The sequence below is a fragment of the Streptomyces sp. NPDC002776 genome (assembly GCF_053592195.1).
Genome location: NZ_JBSFVG010000006.1, coordinates 115203 through 131514, shown reverse-complemented (window position 1 = coordinate 131514; position 16312 = coordinate 115203). Strand labels below are relative to the sequence as shown.

At 73.4% G+C, this 16312-nt stretch carries 17 protein-coding genes and 1 pseudogene; 11 read left to right on the top strand and 7 right to left on the bottom strand.

The window, feature by feature from the left end; genetic code table 11:
• Positions 1–4 precede the first annotated feature (4 nt).
• Complete coding sequence (locus tag ACWD11_RS14785) at positions 5–583, top strand: flavin reductase family protein (protein ID WP_389418094.1); 579 nt, start codon at positions 5–7, stop codon at positions 581–583.
• Positions 584–631: 48 nt separating this feature from the next.
• Positions 632–1099 (top strand): annotated as a pseudogene (locus tag ACWD11_RS14780) (GNAT family N-acetyltransferase).
• A gap of 250 nt (positions 1100–1349) precedes the next feature.
• Here ACWD11_RS14780 and ACWD11_RS14775 read toward each other — a convergent pair.
• On the bottom strand, positions 1350–2192 hold the full coding sequence (locus ACWD11_RS14775) for a sigma-70 family RNA polymerase sigma factor (protein ID WP_389418092.1): 843 nt from the start codon (positions 2190–2192) through the stop codon (positions 1350–1352).
• Between the two features lie 116 nt (positions 2193–2308).
• On the bottom strand, positions 2309–2746 hold the full coding sequence (gene arfB, locus ACWD11_RS14770; protein WP_389418091.1) for an alternative ribosome rescue aminoacyl-tRNA hydrolase ArfB: 438 nt from the start codon (positions 2744–2746) through the stop codon (positions 2309–2311).
• Positions 2747–2912: 166 nt separating this feature from the next.
• On the opposite strand from arfB, the gene ACWD11_RS14765 reads away from it, so the two are divergent.
• Together ACWD11_RS14765 and ACWD11_RS14760 are read left to right on the top strand one after the other, a co-directional pair.
• Positions 2913–3488 carry a TerD family protein gene (locus tag ACWD11_RS14765; protein ID WP_389418090.1) on the top strand — a complete coding sequence of 192 codons (576 nt, stop codon included), beginning with the start codon at positions 2913–2915 and terminating at the stop codon, positions 3486–3488.
• A 72-nt stretch (positions 3489–3560) separates the two neighbouring features.
• Positions 3561–4511 (top strand): GNAT family N-acetyltransferase, encoded by a 951-nt coding sequence (locus ACWD11_RS14760; protein WP_451283268.1) that lies wholly within the window; start codon positions 3561–3563, stop codon positions 4509–4511.
• Between the two features lie 31 nt (positions 4512–4542).
• Here the strand turns inward: ACWD11_RS14760 and ACWD11_RS14755 are convergent, their stop codons facing one another.
• Positions 4543–5928 (bottom strand): M1 family metallopeptidase, encoded by a 1386-nt coding sequence (locus tag ACWD11_RS14755; protein WP_451283266.1) that lies wholly within the window; start codon positions 5926–5928, stop codon positions 4543–4545.
• A 6-nt stretch (positions 5929–5934) separates the two neighbouring features.
• On the opposite strand from ACWD11_RS14755, the gene ACWD11_RS14750 reads away from it, so the two are divergent.
• Complete coding sequence (locus ACWD11_RS14750) at positions 5935–6435, top strand: hypothetical protein (RefSeq protein WP_389418087.1); 501 nt, start codon at positions 5935–5937, stop codon at positions 6433–6435.
• Positions 6436–7094: 659 nt separating this feature from the next.
• Here ACWD11_RS14750 and ACWD11_RS14745 read toward each other — a convergent pair.
• Positions 7095–7781, bottom strand: a complete 687-nt coding sequence (locus ACWD11_RS14745) for a pentapeptide repeat-containing protein (protein WP_451283264.1) — start codon at positions 7779–7781, stop codon at positions 7095–7097.
• Between the two features lie 146 nt (positions 7782–7927).
• On the opposite strand from ACWD11_RS14745, the gene ACWD11_RS14740 reads away from it, so the two are divergent.
• Positions 7928–9088 (top strand): NAD(P)-binding protein, encoded by a 1161-nt coding sequence (locus tag ACWD11_RS14740; protein ID WP_451283262.1) that lies wholly within the window; start codon positions 7928–7930, stop codon positions 9086–9088.
• Between the two features lie 58 nt (positions 9089–9146).
• A complete protein-coding gene (locus tag ACWD11_RS14735) occupies positions 9147–10127 on the top strand; it encodes a zinc-binding dehydrogenase (RefSeq protein WP_389418084.1) in 981 nt (326 codons plus the stop codon).
• A gap of 134 nt (positions 10128–10261) precedes the next feature.
• On the opposite strand, the gene ACWD11_RS14730 is transcribed toward ACWD11_RS14735, so the two are convergent.
• A complete protein-coding gene (locus tag ACWD11_RS14730) occupies positions 10262–11665 on the bottom strand; it encodes an NAD(P)/FAD-dependent oxidoreductase (RefSeq protein WP_451283260.1) in 1404 nt (467 codons plus the stop codon).
• Between the two features lie 96 nt (positions 11666–11761).
• Here ACWD11_RS14730 and ACWD11_RS14725 point away from each other — a divergent pair, with 96 nt between their 5' ends.
• Both ACWD11_RS14725 and ACWD11_RS14720 read left to right on the top strand, forming a co-directional pair.
• Complete coding sequence (locus ACWD11_RS14725) at positions 11762–12568, top strand: aminoglycoside phosphotransferase family protein (protein ID WP_389418082.1); 807 nt, start codon at positions 11762–11764, stop codon at positions 12566–12568.
• 9 nt (positions 12569–12577) lie between these two features.
• Positions 12578–13051 carry a GNAT family N-acetyltransferase gene (locus tag ACWD11_RS14720; protein WP_389418081.1) on the top strand — a complete coding sequence of 158 codons (474 nt, stop codon included), beginning with the start codon at positions 12578–12580 and terminating at the stop codon, positions 13049–13051.
• On the opposite strand, the gene ACWD11_RS14715 is transcribed toward ACWD11_RS14720, so the two are convergent.
• Entirely contained in the window at positions 13035–14696 is a 1662-nt protein-coding gene (locus tag ACWD11_RS14715) for an HEXXH motif domain-containing protein (RefSeq protein WP_451283258.1), read from the bottom strand. The two genes, ACWD11_RS14720 and ACWD11_RS14715, sit on opposite strands and share 17 nt — an antisense overlap.
• Positions 14693–14869: a hypothetical protein gene (locus ACWD11_RS14710; RefSeq protein ID WP_250071863.1), complete on the bottom strand. Its 177-nt coding sequence runs from the start codon at positions 14867–14869 to the stop codon at positions 14693–14695. Before ACWD11_RS14710 ends, ACWD11_RS14715 begins: the two co-directional genes overlap by 4 nt.
• A 180-nt stretch (positions 14870–15049) precedes the next feature.
• Between ACWD11_RS14710 and ACWD11_RS14705 the strand changes: the two genes are divergently transcribed.
• Both ACWD11_RS14705 and ACWD11_RS14700 read left to right on the top strand, forming a co-directional pair.
• Positions 15050–16009: an effector-associated domain 2-containing protein gene (locus tag ACWD11_RS14705; RefSeq protein ID WP_451283256.1), complete on the top strand. Its 960-nt coding sequence runs from the start codon at positions 15050–15052 to the stop codon at positions 16007–16009.
• Positions 16010–16140: 131 nt separating this feature from the next.
• A complete protein-coding gene (locus ACWD11_RS14700; protein ID WP_351982511.1) occupies positions 16141–16311 on the top strand; it encodes a hypothetical protein in 171 nt (56 codons plus the stop codon).
• The last annotated feature ends 1 nt before the right edge of the window (position 16312 follow it).

Sequence of the window (16312 nt, the reverse complement as noted above, 5' to 3'; positions counted from 1 at the left end):
CGGCGTGCCGAACACTCCCCCTGCCGCGCAGGTCCCGATCACCGCACCCGCCCTCGCCGGGCATGCTGAGGGGGTGAGCAACGACGAGTTCCGCGCCGCCATGTCCCGGCTGGCCGCCGGCGTGGTCCTGGTGACCGCCTTCGAACCCCCGCTCGCCGCCGACGGGCCGAAGGGGGAGGACGTGGGCATGACGGCGACGGCGTTCATGTCGGTCTCGCTGGACCCGCCGTTGGTCCTGGTCAGCCTGCGCACGGGCGGCCGGATGGACGACCTGCTCGACGAGCAGCCCCTGTGGGCGGTCTCCGTGCTGTCCGAGAGCCAGCGGCACATCGCCGGGCGGTTCGCCATGAAGGGCCGCATCAGCGACCGTCTCCTCTTCGAGGACATCCCCTACGTCCGCGGCGCGGCGACCGGCGCCGCGCTGGTGGGCGGCGCGCTGGCCACCCTGGAGTGCCGCACCGAGCAGCGGGTGGAGGCGGGCGACCACACCCTGGTGATCGGCCGGGTCCTGACGGCGGGCGTGCCGAGCGCGGAGGGCGGGCCGCTGACGTATTTCCGCGGTCGCTATCGCCAATTGGGCTGAGCTCGAATTCATGTGACGGGGCGTGAACTTCCTGCCTAGTGTGCGCGCATGACGACGACCGGACCCCGCCTGGAAACCCTCACGCCGAAGAATGTCGAGGACGCCCTCGCCATCCGGATCCGCCCGGACCAGGAGGACGCGGTCGAGCCGGTGGCGCACTCGCTGGCCGAGGCCTATGTCTGGCCCGAAGTCGCGTGGCCCCGCCTGATCGTCGACGACGGCCGGGCGGTGGGCTTCCTGATGGCGTTCTTCGACATCGACTGGAAGGGCGACGGCACCCTCATCCGCTCCGGCCTGTGGCGCCTGAACATCGCGGCGCAGGAACAGGGCCGGGGCTACGGCCGCTTCGCGGTCGAGTCGGTGGCGGCGGAACTGCGCCGCCGGGGCGGCACCGAAATGTACGTCACCTGGCACCCCGGCCCGACCGGCCCGTAGAACTTCTACCTCGGCCTCGGCTTCGCACCGAACGGGGAGACGAGCGGAGGCCAGACGGTAGGCGTCCTGAAGGTCGCCTGACCGAGCCACGCCTACAGCCCGGCCGGCCACTCACCTCCCAACCGCCTCGGCCACGGCTTCGACCGAACGGCGTGACGAGCGAGGCCAGACGCGAAGGGGCCGGAAGCTCCCCTGACTCAGCCGCACCTCCAACCCGCCCAAGCCGCCTCGACCACGGCTTCGACCGAACGGCGTGACCAGCGGAGCCAGACGGTAGGCGTCCTGTAGGTCGCTTGACCGGGCAACCGAGCCACCGGCCCTTCCTGGCCCGTCAAGCGAGCCGCACTTCCAGCTCCGCCAGGCGCTCCGGGGACGTGACGATGTCGATCGCGGCGATCCGGTCCCGTACGACCGTGAAGGCCAGCACCCGGTCCACGCGGCCGTCGACCAGCGCCGCGAGGCCCGCCCGGCCGTCGACCAGCGCGGGCCGGGTCAGGCCCGCGAGGGCGGCGTAGCCGGAGGCGCCCCTGGCCACGGCGAGGGCACCGGTCGCCACCCCTGCCTCGCTCCGCGCCACCACATCCGGGTCGAGCACCCCGACCAGTGCGTCGAAGTCCCCGTCCCGGACGGCGGCGAGGAAGGCGTCGACGACCGCCCGCTGCCGGGCCGGATCCCCCGGCGCCGGTTCCGCGCCCCGCACCCGGCGCCGGGCCCGGCTCGCGAGCTGCCGGGTGGATGCGGGCGTACGGCCGAGCACGGTCGCGATCTCCTCGAAGGGCACCGCGAACAGGTCGTGCAGCACGAACGCGAGCCGTTCGGCGGGGGTGAGGGTGTCCAGGACGACGAGCAGCGCGACCCCGACCGAGTCGGCGAGCAGCACGTCCTGCTCCGGGTCCGCCCCGGCCGCGGGCCGCGGTCCTACGGCGTCCAGGGGCCGCTCGCCCCGGGAGCCGCGGGAGCGGAGCATGTCGAGGCAGACCCGGCCGACGACGGTGGTCAGCCAGCCGCCGAGGTTGTCGATCCGCGCGGCCTCGGACCGGCTGAGCCGGAACCAGGCCTCCTGCACGGCGTCCTCGGCCTCCGCGGCGGAGCCCAGCACGCGATGGGCGACAGCGTGCAGACGCCCTCGGTGCGCCTCGAAGCGCTGGGCGAGTACGTCGTGGTCGGTGGTCATCGGTCCGTCACATCCTCTCGTCGTGGCCCGTGCGGTCACTGACATGACGGACGGGACGAGGGCGATGTGACGGGGTGGGGCGACGGGGTACTGAGGCAGACGGTTGCCGCCGGTCACTATCCCCAGTCACGGCCCGAACGGCCCCGCTTGGTGTCCGAGCGCTGCTTCTTCTCCCGCAGCCGCCGTTCGTTGATGCCCCGGGGGATGCGGGTGGCCCGGCGCGGCTTCGGCGGCGGCGCCGTGGCCTCCGCCAGCAGCGCCGCGAGGCGCACCGCCGCGGTCTCGCGGTTGCGCCACTGGGAGCGGTGCTCGGAGGAGCGGACCGTGACGACGCCGTCGACCAGGCGCCCGGCCAGCCGCTCCAGCGCGCGCTGCTTCCACACCTCGGGCAGCGCCTCGGTGCGCGCGATGTCGAAGCGGAGCTCCACCTGGGAGTCGCTGGTGTTGACGTGCTGTCCGCCGGGCCCCGAGGAGCGCGAGAAACGCCACAGGAGCTCGGCCTCGGGGAGCGAGACGGAGCCGCGAACGACGTAAGGACCGGACATGCCGTCCATCGTCGCGCGTCTGTCCGGTCCACGTCACGCGAATATCCCGGGGACCTCCGAAAGGGCGAGTAAAGAAAGTAAAGCGACGGGGAACCTCGCGTACCCCTCTCGACGTTCATAGAGGTAGCTGTAGCTTCGTGCTCGTACGCAAAACGAGGGAAGGGACTCCCAAACAATGGCTGTAAGCCTGTCCAAGGGTGGCAACGTCTCGCTCACCAAGGAGGCTCCGGGCCTGACCGCCGTCACCGTGGGCCTCGGCTGGGACGTCCGCACCACCACCGGCACGGACTTCGACCTCGACGCCTCCGCGATCGCGGTCAACCCGCAGGGCAAGGTCTACTCCGACGCCCACTTCGTCTTCTTCAACAACAAGCAGACCCCGGACCAGACGATCGTCCACACCGGCGACAACCGCACGGGTGAGGGCGAGGGCGACGACGAGGCGATCAACGTCAACCTGGCGGGCCTCCCGGCCGACGTCGAAAAGATCGTCTTCCCGGTCTCGATCTACGACGCCGAGAACCGCTCGCAGAACTTCGGCCAGGTCCGCAACGCCTACATCCGCATCCTCAACCAGGCCGGCGGCGCCGAGATCGCGCGCTACGACCTGTCCGAGGACGCGGCGACGGAGACCGCCATGGTCTTCGGCGAGCTGTACCGCAACGGCGCGGAGTGGAAGTTCCGCGCGGTCGGCCAGGGCTACGCCTCGGGCCTGGTCGGCATCGCCCAGGACTTCGGCGTCAGCGTCTGACCGTTCGCACCGACGCACCCGAACCCCCGGCTCCGGCCGGGGGTTCGGTCGTGAAGCAGTAGCGTCCTCGGCATGCTTCTCGAACGCCTGCCCGTCTCCCCCGGCCATGACATCCCGGGCCCGCTGCTCACCGAACTCGCCGCGCTCTACGCCTCCAACCGCGACTTCCACGCCCTCAGCGGCGACTTCCCGGACCCGGACGACATCCGGCCCGAGCAGGTGGCGGCGGCGCTGGCCGAGGAGTTGGCGCACCCCGGTGCCGAGGTGCTGCTCGCCCGCAGCGAGGGGCGGCTCGTCGGAATCGTGATCACCCTGGCCCGGCATCCCGATCCGGCCGACCCGGACCCCTGGATCGGTCTGCTGATGGTGGACGCGAGCGCGCACGGTCAAGGGCACGGGCGGCGCATCGCGCAGAGCGTCGAGGACCGCTTCCGCACGGCCGGCCGCACCGCCGTACGCCTCGCCGTCCTCGCCGGCAACCCCGCGGCCCTGGCCTTCTGGACCGCCCTCGGATACGAGACCGTCGACCACCGTGCGGACCGCCGGCTGGACCGCCCGTGCGCGGTCCTGCGCAAGCCGCTGCGCACCCTCCGCCGCGCCGCCCGCGTCGCCGTGCTGGACCCGGAGGGGGCGGTGTTCCTCTTCCGGTACGACAACATCGAGGTCGGCGTGCACTGGGCGCTGCCCGGCGGCGGGCTGGAACCCGGCGAGGGCCCGCGCGAGGGCGCCCTGCGGGAACTGGGCGAGGAGACGGGCTGGACGGATCTGGAGCCGGGGCCGCTGCTGTGCACCTGGGAGCACGACTTCACCCACGCCGTGGGCCCGGTCCACCAGCACGAGCACATCTACGTCACCCGGGGCCCGCGCCGCGAACCTTCCGGCCCCCATCTCGCCGCCGCGCACGCCGAGGACGGCATCCTCGCCTGGCGCTGGTGGACGCGCGCGGAACTGGCCGCGGCACCCGATCCCCTCTGGCCGCCCGACCTGGCCCGGCTGCTGACGGAGTGGGAGACGCCGGTGTGACGGGCAGGGCGGCGAGGGGAAGTTCAGGCCGTCAGGGGCGGTCCGGTTTTCCCTCCCCGTACAGCCAGTCCGTCCAGATCCCGCTGAAGTCCTCGTCCGGCGCCCGCCGTTCGACGTACCGGGTGAAATCACCGGTGCTCGCGTTCCCGTGGCGCCGGGCCGCCGCCCACCCCCGGACGAGACCGTGGAAGGCGTCGTCGCCCACCCGCTGCCGGATCTTGTGCAGGACCATCGCGCCCCGGTCGTAGACCGGCCGGTCCGAGATGTGCCCGGCGCCGGCCGGCTCGGCGGGCGGGAAGGCCCAGAGGTCGGTGTCGTCACTGGCGTACAGCGCCTCGAAGGTTCGCTGCGCGCTGTCACCGCCGTGGTCCTCCTGCCATAGCCACTCGGCGTAGGTCGCGAACCCCTCGTTGAGCCACATGTCCTTCCAGGACTCGGGCGTGACGGAATTGCCGAACCACTGGTGGGCGATCTCATGAACCAGCAGCCCGGTGTCGGGGGTGCCGGGGAAGACGGGCCGGTTCTGGGTCTCCAGGGCGTACTCGGAGTCCCCGGCGCGGGCGATGATCACGCCGGTGGAGGAGAAGGGGTACGGCCCGAAGGTGTCCCGTGCCCACGCCATGACCTCGGGAAGCTCGTCGGCGTTCTCCTCCCGCGGGTGCACGGCCGTGTACACGGGGACACCCCCGGCTGTGGACCGGCGGATCTCGTACCCGCCGATGGCGACCGTGGCGACATAGCCGGCCATCGGCTCGGTGACGCGCCAGCTGAAGGTCGTACCGCTCCGAGAGGTCCGCTCGCCGGTCAACTCCCCGTTGGAGACGGCTCGCAGGCCCCGGGGCACGGTGACCTCGATGGTGTAGGTCGCCTTGTCCGAGGGGTGGTGGTTGCCGGGGAACCACGCCATGGAGCCCGTCGGCTCACCGAGCGCGAGGGCGCCGTCGTCGGTGCGCAGCCAGCCCTCTTGGGAGCCGTCCGGGTCGGTGATGGTCCGGGGGGTGCCGGAGTAGCGGACCCGCACCTCGAAGGTGTCGCCCCCGTCGAGGGCGCGGGGCGGGCGGACGGTGAGCTCCTGGCCGCTGCGGCTCCAGCGGGTGGTCTCGCCCTGGACGGTGACGGCGTCGACCGTCAGGCCCAGCAGGTCCAGGTCGAAGGCGGAGAGGTCCTGGGTGGCGCGGGCGGTGATCGTGGCCGTGCCGGTGAGCCGGCGGGCGGCGGGGTCGTAGGCGAGATCGAGGGCGTAGTGGCCGACGTCGTAGCCGCCGTTGCCCGCCTTCGGGAAGTACGGGTCGCCGACACCGGGGGCGCCGGAGGTGCCGGGGCCGCCGCCGCACGCTGTCAGCGCCAGCACGACCAGGGCAGGGGCAAGGCGCACGGACCGGGACACGATCGCGATCCTACGAGGCCATGACACCATCACCTGGTGCTCGACATCGGCTACGCCCTCTCCAACCGCTTCCCGGACCCCCCGCAGACGGACTACCGCCGCGCGGACGTCCACGCGCTGCGGCACGACCTGTTCTGCGGTGACGTCTACCTCGCGGACACCAAGGCGGACCGGGAGTTGTCCACAGCCTGGGGATGGGTGCCGGTGCTGGACTTCGCGTGGGCGCTGTGCGACATCGTGGAGCGGATCGACCGGGACCCGGCGGGCTCCCGGGCCTCCCGCCCGCAGCGGGCGGAGCTGGACTTCACCGAGTCCACCGACCGGATGCTCTTCGAGCGCCGCTTCGGCTGGGTGGACGTGGAGGCGGACTGGATGCCGGCGGAGGAGGCCCCGCTGACCTTCTCCCACAGCGAGCTGCGCCGTGAGGCCCGCGACTTCCTGCACGACCTCATCGCCGACCTGTGCGACCTGCACGAGGACCTGGCGGAGAACCCGGCGATCTGGACCCTCCAGGCCCGCTTCCCCCGCATGGCTTGACCCTCAGCCCCGGCACTCCCCCCGCAAGCGGTGCCACTCAGCCCCGGCGCGTCCCCACGAGCCCTGCTCTCGCACCGCCCGCGTCCGCCACCTGCCCCGCCCCTCAGCCCCGGCACTTGCCCCGCAAACCGTGCCCCTCAGCCCCAGCGCCCCCGCAAGCCGTGCCCCTCAGCCCCAGCGCCCCCGCGAGCCCTGACGCGTGTGCCGCCCGCATCCGCCCACACCGCCCGGACCCATGCGCAGCCCGCGCCCGCGGTCTGCGGCCTGCCCTGACCCTCAACCCCGGCGCTTCCCCCGCAACCCGTGCCCCTCAACCCCAGCGCCCCCACGAGCCCTGACGCGTGTGCCGCCCGGACCCATGTGCAGCCCGCGCCCGAGGCCTGCGGCCTGCCCTGCCCCTCAACCCCGGCGCTTCCCCGCACGCCGTGCCCCCCGGCCCCAGCGCCTCCCCACGCGCCCTGGCTCTCGCGCCGCCCGCGCCCGCCCAGCCCTGACCCGTGTGCAGCCCGCGCCCGCCGCCTGCGGCCTGCCCTGACCCTCAGCCCCAGCGCCTCCCCCCGCAAACCGTGCCCCTCAGCCCAGCACCAGCGCCTCCCCCACATGTCCCGCCCCTCAGCCCTGGCGCTCCCCCGCCCCGCGAGCCCAGCCCCCACCCCCGCTCAGTCCTCCACCCGGATCCCCAGTGCCCCCGCCAACACCGGCGCCAGGTCCAGCAGTTGCCCCGTGCTGATCACCGCCCCCGACAGCCGCTCCACCCCGCGCGCGACCTCCAGCGCGGCCGCGTCCCTGAGGTCCACGTCCGTCAGGGTCGCCCCGGCGAGGTCCGCGCCCTTCAGCACGCAGCCGGGGAACGCGACCCGCTCCAGCCTGGCGCCGCCGAAGTCCGGCTCCACCAGGACGCAGTTCTCGAAGACGACGTCTCTGAGGCGACTCCCGCGCAGGTTCAGATAGTCGATCTTCCCCCCGCGGATCACGACGCGCTCCAGGACCGCGCCGTGCAACTGGACACCGCCGAGGCGGGCATCGCGCACCTCCACGTCCCGCAACGTCGCCTCGGAGAGATCCGTGCCGACCCCGCGCGGAGCGGTGAGCACCGAGTCCAGGAAGCGGGCCCGGACCAGTCTCGTGCCGTCCAGCACGCACGCCCCGAGCGCGCAGTCCATGAAGCGGGCGCCGCCCCCGTCCTGCCCCGCGAGATCCGCCTCCCGGAACTCGAGCCCGTCATAGTCCCCGTCCGGCTCCAGCCCGCCCCCGGTGTGCGGCTCCAGCGCCGGCAGCCGCACCTCGGGGCGCCGGGCCGCCTTCACCCTCGTACCGCCACCACCCGTAGTCGCCATGCGCCCCATCCTGCACCCCACCACTGACAACGGCCCTGACCTGCACAAACCCCGCCGATGTCACACTTCGGGGCGCTCGCTGCGTCGTACTGGCAGAAAGGCCGGCCAGCACCAGGCCCCGAAGCAGCAGGCCACCCGAGCAGAGGGAGACCCCCATGCACCGCATCACCGTCATCGGCGGCGGCTTCGCCGGACTCGCCGCGGCCATCACCGCCGCCGAAGCGGGCGCCCAGGTCACCGTGTACGAGGCCCACCACACGCTGGGCGGACGGGCGCGGACCGCCGAGGGCCCGTACCGGACCAACGAGGGACCGCACGCCCTCTACAACGGCGGCCCGCACTGGGCCTGGCTCAAGCAGCGCGATCTGATCGGGGCGCTCGCCCCGATCCCGCCCCTGGAGGCCGCCCGGCTGCGGCTGCTCCACAAGGGCGCGCTGCGCCGCACCCCGCCCTTCGGCATGCTCAAGCTGCTGCGCCGCGGGCTGCCCCAGGCACCCGTCGACGTGGACTTCCTGACCTGGGCGACCGAGATCGCCGGCGAGGAGGGCGCCCGCGCCGCCGCCCACTACTCGGCCGTGGCCCTCTTCCACCACGATCCCGGCGCGCTGTCCGCCGCCTTCGTGCAGGAGCGGCTGCGCCGCGCCACCAAGCTCCCCCCGGAGGCGCACTACCCGCGCGGCGGCTGGGGCAGTGTCGTCGGGCGGATGGCCGACCACGCCTGGAACCTCGGAGTCCGGATCGAGACCCTGTCCCGCGTCGACGCCCTCCCGACCGACACCCCGGTCATCGTCGCCACCTCCCTGGACTCCGCCCGGCGGCTGCTGAAGGACGACAGCCTGACCTGGCCGAGCGGCCGGACCGCACTGATCGACCTGGCGCTGCGCACCCGGCGTGGGGACGCCTTCGTCGTGTCCGACCTGGACCGCCCGGGGTGGATCGAGCGGTTCACCGCGCAGGACCGCACCCTCGCCCCGGCCGGCGAGCAGCTGATCCAGGGGCAGATCCCGCTCGGTCCGAAGGAGTCGAAGGCCGCCGGGATCGCCCGTGCCGAGCACCTGCTGGACCTCGCCTTCGACGGCTGGCGGGACCGGGTCACCTGGCGCCGGGAGGCGCTCGCGCACGGCCGTACCGGAGCCGTGGACCTGCCCGGCACCAGCTGGCGGGACCGCCCCGCCATCGACCGGGGCGACGGCGTCTACCTCGCGGGCGACCAGGTCGCCGCGCCCGGGGTGCTCTCCGAGGTGTCCTTCACCAGCGCCCTCACCGCGGTGTCGCTGGCCCTCGGACAGAACTCCCTTGACCTCAAGCATGCTTGAGGTTGAAGAGTGGTCACTCGAACGAGCCACCGAGTGACCGAGTGATGAGGAACCCCTGATGCACGCCATCCGTCTGCACGCCTTCGGCCCGGCCGAGAACCTCACCTACGAGCAGGTCGAGGACCCCCGGCCGGGCCCCGGCCAGGTCCGTATCGCCGTCGCCGCGGCCGGGGTCCACCTCCTGGACACCGCGCTGCGCGAGGGTGCGCAGGGACCGGCCCCCACCCCGACGCCGCTGCCCACCATTCCGGGCCGGGAGGTCGCGGGCGTGGTCGAGTCCCTCGGGGACGGCGTGGCCGAACCGTGGCTCGGCAGGCGGGTGGTGGCCCACCTCGGCTTCGCGCCCGGCGGGTACGCCGAACTCGCCGTCACCGATGCCGAGCGGCTGCACGAGATCCCGGAGAACCTGGACTTCGCGGAGGCGGTCGCGATGATCGGCACGGGGCGTACGGCGATGGGGATCCTCCAGTTCGCCGAGCCGGGACCGGACTCCGTGGCCGTCGTCCCGGCGGCGGCCGGCGGCATCGGCACCCTGCTCGTGCAGTACGCCAAGAACGCCGGGGCCACCGTCGTCGGCCTCGCCGGCGGCCCGGAGAAGGTGGCCCGCGTCCAGGCGAACGGCGCCGACCTCGCCGTCGACTACACGGACCCCGACTGGCCGCAGAAGGTCCGCGCCTGGCTGGGCGGGCGCACGGCCACGGTGGTCTTCGACGGGGTGGGCGGCGACGCGGCCCGGGAAGCGGTGGCGCTGCTCGGACCCGGCGGCAAGCACATCGTCTTCGGCTGGTCCGGCGAGGGCATCCAGGGCGGCGAGCCCTACCTCGTCGAGGGCGTCTCCGAACAGGTCCTGGGCCCGGTGATGCTGGCCAGGGCGGGCGGCCCCAACCCGGTCCGCACCCTGGAACTACGGGCCCTGACCGAGGCAGCCGAGGGCCGCCTCACCCCGGCAGTCCACCGCTTCCCCCTACCCGAGGCAGCCACCGCCCACCGAGCCCTGGAAACAAGGGCAACGACAGGAAAGGTCGTACTGGAGCCATAGAAGAAAACGCGGGCCAACTCAAACCCCCCAGGGGCGCGGGGAACTGCGCGACCAGCCACCCCCCACCCGCACCCGACACCCAACCCCCCGCGGCACCCCCGTAGTCGCCCCCGCCCCAGCCAAGCGCTCAGCGCTCAGCGCCCCGCCACCCGATCCGCAACCCGCGCCAGCCTCGACGACTCCGCCCGACGCGTAACCGTCTCCCGCCGATCCGCCGCCCGGTACACCGCGTACATGCCCTGAACCCCGAGCCACCGCAACGGCTCCGGCTCCCACTTGCGCACCTTGTGCCCCACCCACGGCAGATCCGTCAGCTCGGTACGCCCCCCTTGCCCCGAGTCCTGCTGCACCAGATCCCGCAGGGTCCGCGCCGCCAGATTCGCCGTAGCCACCCCCGACCCGACGTACCCGCCCGCCCAGCCCAGCCCCGTGGACCGGTCCAGCGTCACCGTGGCGCACCAGTCCCGGGGCACCCCCAGCACCCCCGACCAGGCATGCTCCACCCGCACCCCGGCCAGCGAAGGGAAGAAACCGACCAGGATCTCCCGCAGCGCCTCGATCGTCGCGCCCTGCGTCCGCCCGTCGTTGTCGGTGGCCGAGCCGAAGCGGTACGGCACTCCGCGCCCCCCGAGCGCGATCCGCCCGTCGGCCGTGCGCTGGGCGTACATGTAGGCGTGGGCCATGTCACCGAGCGTCTCGCGCCCCTCCCAGCCCACCGACGCCCACTGCTCGTCGGTCAGCGGCTCGGTGGCGATCATCGAGGAGTTCATCGGCAGCCAGGTCCGCCGCTCACCCTTGAGCGCGGCGGTGAAACCCTCGGTGCAGCGCAGGACGTAGGGCGCGCGGACGGTGCCGTACGGCGTCACCGCGTGCTTGGAGCGGATCTCCGTCACCGGTGTCTGCTCATGGATGACCACCCCGAGCGCCTCGACGGCCGCCGCGAGCCCCTTCACCAGCTTCACCGGATGCACCCGGGCGCCGTGCGGGGTCCAGGACGCCCCCACCGCGTCCGCGACCCGGATCCGCTCGGCGCTCTCCCGGGCGCCGTACAGCTGCCGGTCCTTCTCCCCGAACGCCAGCTCGGCCTCGTGGAAGGCCTTCAGCCGCGCCAACTGGGCGGGCGTACGCGCCACTTCGAGCACTCCGCCCTGGTGCACATCGGCGTCGATGCCCTCCGCGGCGGCGACGGCGACGACCTCGTCGACGGTGTCGTTCATGGCCCGCTGCAGCCGTACGGCGGCGTCCCGCCCGTGCAGCGCGGCGTACCGGTCGCGGCCCGCGACGCCGTTGTACAGCCAGCCGCCGTTGCGCCCGGAGGCGCCGTAGCCGCAGAACTTCTGCTCCAGGACGGTGATCCGGAGGAAGGGTGCCGCCTTCTTCAGGTAGTACGCGGTCCACAGTCCCGTGTACCCGCCGCCGACGATCACCACGTCGGCCGAGGCGTCCCCGGGCAGCGGCTCCCGCACCGCAGGAAGGCCGTCGTCCGCGTACCAGAAGGAGATGCCGCCGTTGACGAGATCGCTGACCGAGCTGCTCATGACCTGGACGTTAACCCGGGGCAACGGCCACTGTCTCCTTCGGATTCCGTCGAAAACGCCTGGAGGGCGACGCGGGTACGGCACTACCGTCACCCCGTGACCGCCGACCTCGCCGACCTCGCCGAACGATTCCTCCAGCAGTGGGACCTGCGCCCCGACGGCCCGCCGATGAGCGGCCGTTGCGCCCTGGTCCTCCCCGTGCTGCAGGCGGACGGCACCCCCGCCGTGCTCAAACTCCAGGACGTCGACGACGAGACCGTGGGCGAGCCGGTCGCGCTGCGGGCCTGGAACGGCGACGGCGCGGCCAGGCTCCTGAACGCCGACAACGGCACCCTCCTGATCGAACGGCTCGACGAGGGCCGGGACCTGGACGGCCTCCCCGACACCCGCGAGGCCACCCTGGTCGTCGCCGGGCTGCTCGCCCACCTGACCGCCACCCCCGCCCCGCCGGAACTGCGCCGCCTCGCCGACATCGCGCCGAGGCTGCTGGACCGCGCGACGGCCCTGCTCCCTTCGCTGCCGGACCCGGCCCTGCTCAGGGACTGCGCGGCCGCGGTGCGGGAGGTCGCGGACGAACCCGGCGACCGGCTCCTGCACTGGGACCTGCACTTCGAGAACGTCCTGGCCGCCGAGCGCGCCCCCTGGCTCGCCATCGACCCCAAACCCCTCGCGGGCGACCCCGGTTTCGAGCTCCTGCCCGCCCTGTGGAACCGATTCGACGCCGGCGAAGTCCGCTGGCGCTTCGACGCGATGACGGACGTCATGGGCCTGGACCGCAGCCGGGCCCGCGCCTGGACGCTGGGCCGGGTGCTGCAGAACGCGGTGTGGCAGCTCGAGGAGGGCGAGCCACTGCTGCCCGAGCAGCTGGAAATTGCCGAACGCCTGCGCGGCCTCAGCGGTTAACCTCCGGGCATGATCCGCACCGCGACCCCCGCCGACGTCCCCGTCATCCACGCCCTCGTCCGCGAGCTGGCCGAGTACGAGAAGGCCCCGGACGAGGCCAACGCGACCGAGGAGCAGCTCCACGAGGCCCTCTTCGGCGAACGCCCCGCCGCCTACGCCCATATCGCCGTCGACGACACGACCGGCGAACCGGTCGGCTTCGCCCTGTGGTTCCTGAACTTCTCCACCTGGCGCGGCGTCCACGGCATCTACCTGGAGGACCTCTACGTCCGCCCCACCGCCCGCGGCGCGGGCCACGGCAAGGCCCTGCTCACCGAGCTGGCCCGGATCTGCGTGGAGCGCGGCTACCAGCGCCTGGAGTGGGCCGTCCTGGACTGGAACACCCCGTCCATCGCCTTCTACGAGTCCCTGGGCGCCCGTCCGCAGGACGAGTGGACGGTGTACCGGCTGACGGACGAGGCGCTGCTCACGCTGGGCGGCTGAGCAGGCCTCGGGCCACCGCCAGCGGGTCCCCGCCGAGTTCGGCGTGGACCGCCATGACCAGCTCGGGCCGCTCCAGCAGCGCCTCGCCCGCCGGGTCCCCGGCCGCCCGGGCCGCGAGCCCGAGTCCGACCCAGGTCTCGGGGTCGCCCCGGCCGCGCAGGATGCGCTCCCGGCAGACCCGCAGCGCGCCCGCCGTGTCCCCGGTGACCAGGGCGGCGTCCTCGGGGCGGGCGCCCTCCACGGTGGCGCCGGGGTCCTCGCGCAGGGCCTCGAAGCCGTCCGGGTCGGCCAGCAGCCAGCGCAGCAGCACCGCGCGGGTGTCGAGCCCGCGCGCCGGAGCGCCGGGGACCAGCTCCGGTTCTCCCGCCACCGGCGGGCGGCCCTCCGCGTGTGCGCGTACCACCCGCGGGTCGGGACGCAGGTGATACGCACGCCAGGTGGCCCGGTGATCGGCCGCCGCGAGCTCGGCGGCGACCCGGGCCCGCGTCTCCACCGGCTCGGCCAGCCAGGGCGCGAGCCGCCCCGCCAGCTCGGCCACCAGCCGCCGTCCCAGCTCGGTCAGCCCGTCCGCCGCGGCGATCCCCCGCAGGGCGTGCGCGGTCTGGGCCCGCCACAGGGCGAACTCGAAGCACCCGAGCGGGTGTTCGCGGCGCCGCCAGAACCCGGTGACCCCGAAGAAGGCGTACACCCCCTGCAGCAGCCCGCCGAGCGGCCGCGGATCGTCCCGCCACGGCGCGTAGTACAGCCCACGGCCGCCGCCCTGGTCGTCGTAGAGCGTGAACAGGTGCATGAAGGCGCTGAGTTTGTTGTGCTGGAACTCGTGCACCAGCGTCGAGGCGAGCTGCTCGCCGTCGTCCGGGACGGAGGCCAGGGCCGCGCCGAAGGCGTCCCCGGAGGAGGCACTGTGCGGGCGGAAGCGTTCGGCGCGGGGGCGGGGCACGAGGGTCACCAGGCCGTCCCCCAACGCCCGGGCCTCCTCGGCGTCCAGGGCGTTCAGGATCTCCCAGGCCGCCGTGAACAGCTCCTGCCACACCTCGGCGGCGACGGGCTCGGTGGGGGCGGGGGTGCGCAGGGTGCGGTACGGGTCGGCGTCGTCCAGGAGCAGCGCGCATCCGTCGGCGCTCAGCCGGGTCAGGCGGTGCCAGTCGGGCCCGTCGAGCGGGCGTCCGGCGACGAGCACGCGCCCCTCGGCGGCGGTCACTTCCACCGCGTCGGCACCGGCCACCCGCAGCGCTCCGAGGGCGGGCAGTACGGCCCACCCGTCCCGGACGGGGATGACGGTACGGAAGTCCAGCCCGGCCCGGATCGCCGCGCTCGCCGCGACGGCGTGCAGATAACCGGTGTCCGGGGGGCTGTCCCCGGCCGCCGTACCGCGCAACCGCCGCAGGGTGTGCGCCGCCCACACGCCGACGGACGGATAGGCGAGCAGTTCCTCGAAGGCGGTCTCGTCCGCGGCCCGGGCCCGCATCAGCAGGTGCCAGGCATCCGTCGGCGGCTGTGCGGCGGAGGCGTCCAGCAGCGCGCGTACGACCAGCAGCCGCCAGCTGCGTTCGCTCGCCCGGAGCGCGGCCACGGTCGCGGGCCCGCCCCCGCCGCCGAGGAGTTCGTCGAAGGAGTCGGCGGCGAGGACGTGCGGGGCGGTCACGCTTCGTCGCGCTGCGGGTTGTAACCGCCGAGGCTGCCGGCCGGGTCGTCGATACGGCTGAGCAGTCGCCGCAAGGAGCCGTCGGCGGCCGGGAGAAGGGGCAGGGAGGGCCAGGCGTCCAGCGGAACACCGCTCAGGTCGACCAGCTCGGACTCGACTCCGGACTTGTCCATGACCCCGTCCATTTCACTGTTTCAGGTGTTTTACGTGGTTTCCAGCGCGACCCTAGTGCATCACGCGCACCGCCCGGGTTCACGTCCGCCGAATCCACCCGGATCGAGTGACGCGGCGGTGATGGGGGTAGGGACGGGGCGGGACGGAAGTCGCCTGACAGATCGAGGAGTTACGCAGGGGTGGGGCCTGATCCGGAGCGGGTGGCGGAGGTGCGGACCGGCGACGGCCTCGGCCGCCGGCGCGGTTCGGGGTACCTGGTGGGCGACCGCTGGGTCCTCACCTGCGCCCATGCCGTCGGCGACGCGCGGGAGACGGCCGTACGGCTCAACGGCACGGAGGCCGCACCGGCCCGCGTGGCGCTCGCCTCCGAGAAGGCCGACGTGGCGCTGCTGGAGATCACGCGCCGGGTAGCGGACTGCGAGCCGCCTCCCTACGGCGCCGTACCGCAGACGGCCACCGCCCTGCCGTTCACCGCCAGCGGGTACGCCGGTCCCCACGGCGCCTGCCGTACGGGCGGAACCATCTCGGCCCTCCCCCACCACCACCACAGAGGCGTCCTCGAACTCACCGTCGAACCGCCGGGAGGGGACCCCGGCTCCGGTCGTCCGCCCTGGGAGGGCATGTCCGGCGCCGCGGTGTGGCACGACGGCACCCTGATCGGCCTGGTCAGCACCCTCCTCCGGGGCGACGACCCGAGCCGTCTTGCCGCTGTCCGCGTGGACCACTGGTACGAGCTGCTGACCGGCGCCGAACTGGCCCTGCTGCACCAGCACGCGGGACTGCCCGCGACCCCCGCCGAGCTGAGCCACATTGCCGCCCCGGTCACCCTGGCGCACCTGCCCGAGAATCTTCCCCTGCGCGAACTCGACGGCCTGGTCACGGCGTTGACCGCGCTGCCCTCGGTGAGCGACCGCAACGGCCTCGCGCTGATCCTCGACGGCATCGACCCGGTGATCTCGGCCATGAGCCCGCGCTCACCCGCCCTGCGCCCGGACGTGTTCGCGATCCTGCGCACCTGTCTTCGCTATCGCGGGACCTTGGACCAACTCCTGGAAGCGATACGGTTGGTGGAGGGCGATTCCGTAGGGGTGGCCCGAATGGACCAGGAGGCGGTGGAGTTGTCCCGGCGCCATCGCTGACCTGATATCGCGGCGCCGCACAGGCGCGGTGTTTCATCGCCTGTACGGCGGGCCATTATCAGGAGGATGTGAGCAAGCCCGCACCACAAGTGCAGCCGGGGGGAAGGGGTTTGGCCGTCATGGAGCCGTCTGTGGCCGCCGTCGAGTCCAACCTAGTCGATCTCGCGGGGGTGTCTCTTGAAACGCTGCGCTCCATGGATTGTCAGATTCTCGCCGGATCCCTGGAGGAGCTGCGGCAGCGCATCGACCTCGCGCAGGCGAGCGTCAGCGATTTCAACCCCAGCGCGGAGCGGTACGACTGAG